This window comes from Amycolatopsis thermoflava N1165 (assembly GCF_000473265.1).
In the GTDB taxonomy this organism is placed as follows: domain Bacteria; phylum Actinomycetota; class Actinomycetes; order Mycobacteriales; family Pseudonocardiaceae; genus Amycolatopsis_E; species Amycolatopsis_E thermoflava.
Genome location: NZ_KI421511.1, coordinates 5,195,484 through 5,201,518 on the forward strand (window position 1 = coordinate 5,195,484; position 6,035 = coordinate 5,201,518).

General features: G+C 71.7%; 4 protein-coding genes. All 4 read left to right on the forward strand.

Annotated features, from left to right (window positions below; genetic code table 11):
• Positions 1–46 precede the first annotated feature (46 nt).
• The 4 genes from AMYTH_RS0125600 (at position 47) to AMYTH_RS0125615 (ending at position 5,935) form a co-directional block, all read left to right on the forward strand.
• A complete protein-coding gene (locus AMYTH_RS0125600) occupies positions 47–1,378 on the forward strand; it encodes an MFS transporter (protein WP_027932659.1) in 1,332 nt (443 codons plus the stop codon).
• Positions 1,379–1,531: 153 nt separating this feature from the next.
• Entirely contained in the window at positions 1,532–2,695 is a 1,164-nt protein-coding gene (locus AMYTH_RS0125605; protein ID WP_027932660.1) for a glycosyltransferase family 4 protein, read from the forward strand.
• A complete protein-coding gene (locus AMYTH_RS0125610; protein WP_027932661.1) occupies positions 2,692–4,812 on the forward strand; it encodes an amylo-alpha-1,6-glucosidase in 2,121 nt (706 codons plus the stop codon). The genes AMYTH_RS0125605 and AMYTH_RS0125610 overlap by 4 nt, the downstream gene beginning before the upstream one ends.
• Before the next feature lie 106 nt (positions 4,813–4,918).
• Positions 4,919–5,935, forward strand: coding sequence for an ABC transporter substrate-binding protein (locus AMYTH_RS0125615; protein ID WP_228684952.1), 1,017 nt, complete (start codon positions 4,919–4,921; stop codon positions 5,933–5,935).
• Positions 5,936–6,035: the final 100 nt, after the last annotated feature.

Sequence of the window (6,035 nt, forward strand, 5' to 3'; positions counted from 1 at the left end):
ACCCTAGCACTTCCATTTCGTTCCGATACGGAACATAATTGCCGCCATGACCCTCTCCTCGACTTCCGAGGGTGTGCTCTCGCCCCGCTACCGGGCCCGCACCGTCGGCATCGTGCTCACCGTCGGACTGGTCGCGCTCGAATCCCTCGGGGTGGCGACCATCCTCCCGGACGTCTCCCGCCTGCTCGGCGGCCTCGGCTCCTACGGCTGGGCGCTGGCCGCGCTGATGCTCGCCAACATCGTCGGCACCGTCCTCGCCGGTCACGCCGCCGACCGCGGTGGGCCGGCCCGTCCGCTGGCCACCGGGCTGGTCGCGTTCGCGCTCGGCAGCGCACTGGCCGGTCTCGCCCCGTCGTGGCCGGTGTTCCTGCTCGGCCGGTTCGCGCAGGGCCTCGGGGTCGGCGCGGTGATGGCGATGGCCTACACGCTGATCGGGCTGGTCTACCCCGAACGGCTGCGTGCCCGCATGTTCGCGCTGCTGTCCTCGGCCTGGACGATCCCGTCGCTGGTCGGCCCGGTCGTCGCGGCGGCGGTGGCGAGTTCGGCGGGCTGGCGGTGGGTGTTCCTGGCCATGGTCCCGCTCGCCGGGGTCGCGGCCTGGTGCACGCTCCCCGGACTGGCGCGGCCGGCGCCCACGACCCCGGAATCCTCCCGGTGGCGGCCGCTCGTCAGCAGCGTCGCGCTCGCCGCGGGGACCGCGATCCTGTTGGCCGCACTGGAACTCCACACCGTCGCGGTGCTGGTTCCGCTCGCCGCCGCCGGGTTCGTCCTCGCCGTCCTGGCACTGCGGCAGGTCACCCCGGCAGGCACGCTCGTCGTGCGGCGCGGGGTCCCCGCCGGGGTGGTCGTGCGGTTCCTGCTGTGCGCGGTGTACTTCGGCTCCGAGGCGTTCCTGCCGCTGGGGTTGACCGAACTGCGGCACGTGAGCGCCTTCGAAGCCGGGCTGGGCCTGTCGGCCGGGGCGCTGAGCTGGGTGGCCGGCTCGGCGGCGCAGGCGAAGTGGGACCGCAACCGTCGGATGGCGGTGGGTCTGGGTTTCGCGGTCCTGGTGGCCGGGGTGGCGGTACTGGCCTACGGCGTGCTCGTCGGCCCGGGGCTGCTCGCGGTGCTCGGCTGGGTGATCGGCGGGGCAGGCATGGGTGTCGCGTTCAACGCCGCCACCACCGAGACCCTCGGTCGCGCCCCGGACGGGCAGCAGGGCTCGGTCAGCGCGGCGCTCCAGCTGGCGCAGACCCTGGCCACCGCTGTCGCGAGTGGACTCGGTGGCGCGCTCATCGCGGCGGAAGGCGCGGCACCGGCGGCATTCCTCGCGGTCTTCGCCGGAACCGCGGCACTCGGCCTCGCTGGTGTCCTCACGGCACAGCGGATCACCGTGTGACACAGATCTCCCCCGCCCGGAGCTTGCCGAGGCCATCACCGCTGTATTAGCACTCTTAGCAGGAGAGTGCTAATTGCATAGACGGTCCGAGGAGGCAGCTTGAGCAGCGCGCACCGCCCCGCGTGGAAAGCCCGATCTGTTTCGCACGCCGCCGTGCGACGGGACGACCCCGACCGCCCGCTCCGCGTGGCGATGGTCGTCCCGCCCTACTTCGACGTTCCTCCGAAGGCCTACGGCGGGGTCGAGGCGGTCGTGGCCGACCTCGCGGACGCCCTCGTCGACCGCGGGCACCACGTCACCCTGATCGGCGCGGGCCGTCCCGGCACGAAGGCGCGGTTCGTCCCGGTGTGGGACCGCACCGTGCCGGAGCTGCTCGGCGAGCCCTACCCGGAGGTCATGCACGCCATCGCCGCGCGCCGGGCCGTGCAGCGGCTCGCCGCGGCCGAGGGCGTCGACGTCGTGCACGACCACTCGCTGGCCGGCCCGCTCAACGCCCCCGCCTACGGCGTGCCGACCGTGGTGACCGTGCACGGTCCGGTCGGCGAGGACATGGCGCGCTACTACACCGAACTGGGCGACGACGTGCACCTGGTGGCGATTAGCGACCGGCAGCGCGAGCTGGCGCCCGGCCTGAACTGGATCGGCACCGTCCACAACGCACTGCGGCTGGCCGACTGGCCGTTCCAGTCCGAAAAGGACGACTACGCGTTGTTCCTCGGCCGGTTCCACCCGGACAAGGCGCCGCACCTCGCGCTGGAGGCCGCGCACCGCGCCGGGCTGCGGCTGGTCCTGGCCGGCAAGTGCGCCGAGCCGATCGAGAAGGAGTACTTCGAGCGGGAGGTCCGGCCGCGGCTCACCGACAACGACCACGTGTTCGGCGTCGCCGACGCGACCGCGAAGCGCGAGCTGCTCGCCAAGGCCCGCTGCCTGCTCTTCCCCATCCAGTGGGAGGAGCCGTTCGGGATGGTCATGATCGAGGCGATGGCGTGCGGCACGCCGGTGGTGGCGCTGCGGTCCGGCGCGGTGCCGGAGGTCGTCGTCGACGGCGTCACCGGCCTGGTGCGCGACGACCCGGCCGACCTGGTGCAGGCGCTGCACGACGTCCGCCACCTCGACCCGGCCAAGTGCCGCGCGCACGTCGCCGAGCACTTCGACGTCGGCGGGCTGGGCGCGGGCTACGAGGCCGCGTACCGGCGGGCGGTCGAGGTCAGCAGGCTGCGGCGCGACTACGCGGCCCTGGACTCGGCGCTCGACCGCGCCTACGACCAGATGGACAACGACGGACCCACCCTGCAGCCATCCGGAGGGCGGCCATGACGCCGGAGGCGTTCAACGCGGGCGAGCCGGTGCCCGTGACCAGCGCGGGCGGCACGGTCACGCTCGTCGAAGGCAGCACGTTCTGCCTGTCCGGCACGAACGGCGACATCCAGCCGGGCACCTCGCACGGCCTGTTCTTCCGGGACGCGCGGCTGGTCTCGCGGTGGGAGCTGCGGCTGGACGGGCAGTCCCCGCACCCGCTGTCGGTCATCTCGCCGGAGGCGTTCGCGGCGCAGTTCGTGCTGCGCCGCAACCCCAAGCCGGGCCAGGCCGACAGCACGCTGCTGCTGGTGCGGGAGCGGCTGGTCGGCGACGGTCTGCGGGAGACGATCACGCTGCGGAACCTGGGGCGGGAGAACACCGTCGCGACGCTGACCCTGCACGTCGACGCGGACTTCTCGGACCTGTTCGCGGTGAAGGAGGGCCGCCCCGCGCACGGCGGGGCGGACGCCACCGTGGCCGGCTCGGAACTGTTGCTGCGCGACCGGTCCGACGGCTCGCGCGGGCTGTCGGTGAGCGCCACCGCGGACCCGCTGGCCGCGCCCGGCGTGCTGAACTGGCGCGTCGTCGTGCCTGCCCGCGGCGAATGGTCGACCGAGATCGTGGTGCAGCCGACCGTCGGGAACCGGCGGGTGCGGCCACAGTTCGACCGCGGCGAGGAGGTCGAGGCGAGCGGGCCGGCGCGCAAGATCCGCGCATGGCGCGACGTGAGCACGATGATCGCGGCTGACGACCCGGTGCTCACGCAGGTGCTGCAGCGCACGGAAAGCGATCTCGGCGCGTTGCAGATCCACGACAGCAGCCAGGACGGACGGCCGTTCGTCGCGGCAGGCGCGCCCTGGTTCATGACGTTGTTCGGCCGGGACAGCCTGCTCACCGCGTGGATGGCGCTGCCACTGGACGTCGGGCTCGCGCTGGGCACGCTGGAGACGCTGGCGGAGCTGCAGGGCAAGCGTGTCGACCCGTTGACCGAGGAGGAGCCCGGCCGGATCCTGCACGAGCTGCGGCTCGGGCCGGACAGCGACCAGGTGCTCGGCGGCAGCCACTACTACGGCACGGTGGACGCGTCGCCGCTGTTCGTCATGCTGCTGGCCGAGTGCTGGCGCTGGGGCGCGGGCGAGACGGCGGTGCGGGCGCTGCTCCCGGCCGCCGACGCCGCACTGGAGTGGCTGGAACGCTACGGCGACCGGGACGGCGACGGGTTCGTCGAGTACCGGCGGGCGACCGACCGTGGCCTGCTCAACCAGGGCTGGAAGGACAGCTTCGACGGCATCAACGACGCTGCCGGGCGGCTGGCGACCACGCCGATCGCGTTGTGCGAGGTGCAGGGCTACGCCTACGCGGCCTGGTTGGCACGCGCCGAACTGGCCGACGCGTTCAACGACCCGGCCACCTCGGCGCGCTGCCGGGAGCGGGCCGAGCGGTTGCGGGAGCGGTTCGCCGAGGCGTTCTGGCTGCCGGACCAGGGCTGGTACGCCGTCGCGCTGGACGGCCGCAAGCAGCCGCTCGACGCGCTGACCAGCAACACCGCGCACTGCCTGTGGTCGGGCATCGCGACCGACGAGCACGCCGCGGTGCTGATCGAGCGGCTCAGCAGGCCGGAGATGGACACCGGCTACGGGCTGCGGACGCTGTCCTCGGCGATGGGCGCGTACAACCCGATGAGCTACCACAACGGCTCGGTGTGGCCGCACGACACGGCGATCGCGGTGGCCGGGCTGTTGCGGTACGCGCACCTGCCGGGCGCGGTGGACCTGGCGCAGCGGCTGGCGACCGGGCTGCTCGACGCGGCGGCCTCGTTCGGCGGACGGCTGCCCGAGCTGTTCTGCGGGTTCTCGCGGTCGGAGTTCAGCCCGCCGATCCCCTACCCGACGTCGTGTTCGCCGCAGGCTTGGGCGAGTGCGGCGCCGTTGCTGCTGGTGCGGTCGTTCCTCGGGCTCGAACCGCACGTGCCTCAGCAGCGGCTGGTGGTCCGCCCGCACCTGCCGGGCCAGTGGGGCCGGGTGCGGTTGTCGGACCTGCGGCTCGGTGAGCTGACCGTGCATGTCGAGGCAGATCACGAAGTGGCCAAGGTTCGGGGGCTGCCGGAAGGCTGGGACCTGCGCCTGGCTGGGTGAAAGCGGTTCCGGGGTGATCTGCGTCGCACACGGCGGGGTTGATTCCTTAGGTTAGCCTTGCTTGACTTGGCGCAATTTGTCGCAGTTCCTTCGAAAGGGTGTTGCCATGTCTCGCAGGGTTCGCCTGCCCGGACTCCGCTCACTCGTGGCCGCTTCGGTCGCGGGTGTGCTCGGCCTCGGGCTCGTGGCGTGTGGCAATGTGCAGGATTCGTCGACGCAGACGGCGTCCTCAGCGAGTGCCGACGCGTCGGCCTTCCCGGTGAGCATCACGCACAAGTTCGGCACCACGACGATCGAGAAGGCGCCGCAGCGCGTCGTCGTGATCGGCACGTCGACCGACGACCTCGACGCGGCCGTCGCGCTCGGCGTCACGCCGGTCGCGTTCTTCAACAAGTCCGGGATGGACGGTGTGCCGTCCTGGCTGCAGGGCAAGGTCGACCCGGCCAAGACGCAGATCGTCAACGCGGCGAGCGGTGTCAACGCCGAACAGGTCGGGGCGCTCACGCCGGACCTGATCCTCGCGACCGCGGACTACGGCCTCGAAGAGGAGTACGCGAACCTGTCCAAGATCGCGCCGACGATCGGCTACGCGACCGAGTGGGGTTCGCAGAGCTGGCAGGAACACCTCGACGTGGTCGCGCAGGCGCTCGGCAAGACCGCACAGGCGAAGCAGGTCGAGACGAGCACCCAGGGCGCGATCGACCAGCTGAAGGCGCAGTACCCGAACGCGGCGGGCAAGACGTTCACCGCGTCGGTCGGCAACACCGCGGGCAAGATGTTCACGCTGGTGTCGCAGAAGGACTTCGCGGTGCAGCTCGTGGAGTCGCTCGGCCTGAAGCTGAGCCCGACGGTGACGGACGCCGCGCAGACCGACGCGGGCAGCCCGACCGGTTCGCTGACCCCGGAGCAGTACGACAAGCTCGCCGCGGACCTGGTGATCGTCGCCTACACCTCGCCGGACCACCAGACGGCGTTCGAGAGCAACCAGCTGGTGGCCCCCATCAAGGCAGGCAACTACCTGGTGGTCGACATGGAGACGATCTCGGCGCTGCGTGCTCCCACGGTGCTGGACATTCCGTGGGTGCTGGAGAAGTTGAAGCCTGGGTTGGCGAAGCTGGGTTGATCTTTGCTTCGAAGGAGCCCTCCCCCTTTGGGAGGGCTCCTTTTGTTGCCTACTTCCTGTCCACAGGCCGGCAACGAAAAGCAACCACCCCACGAGCCAT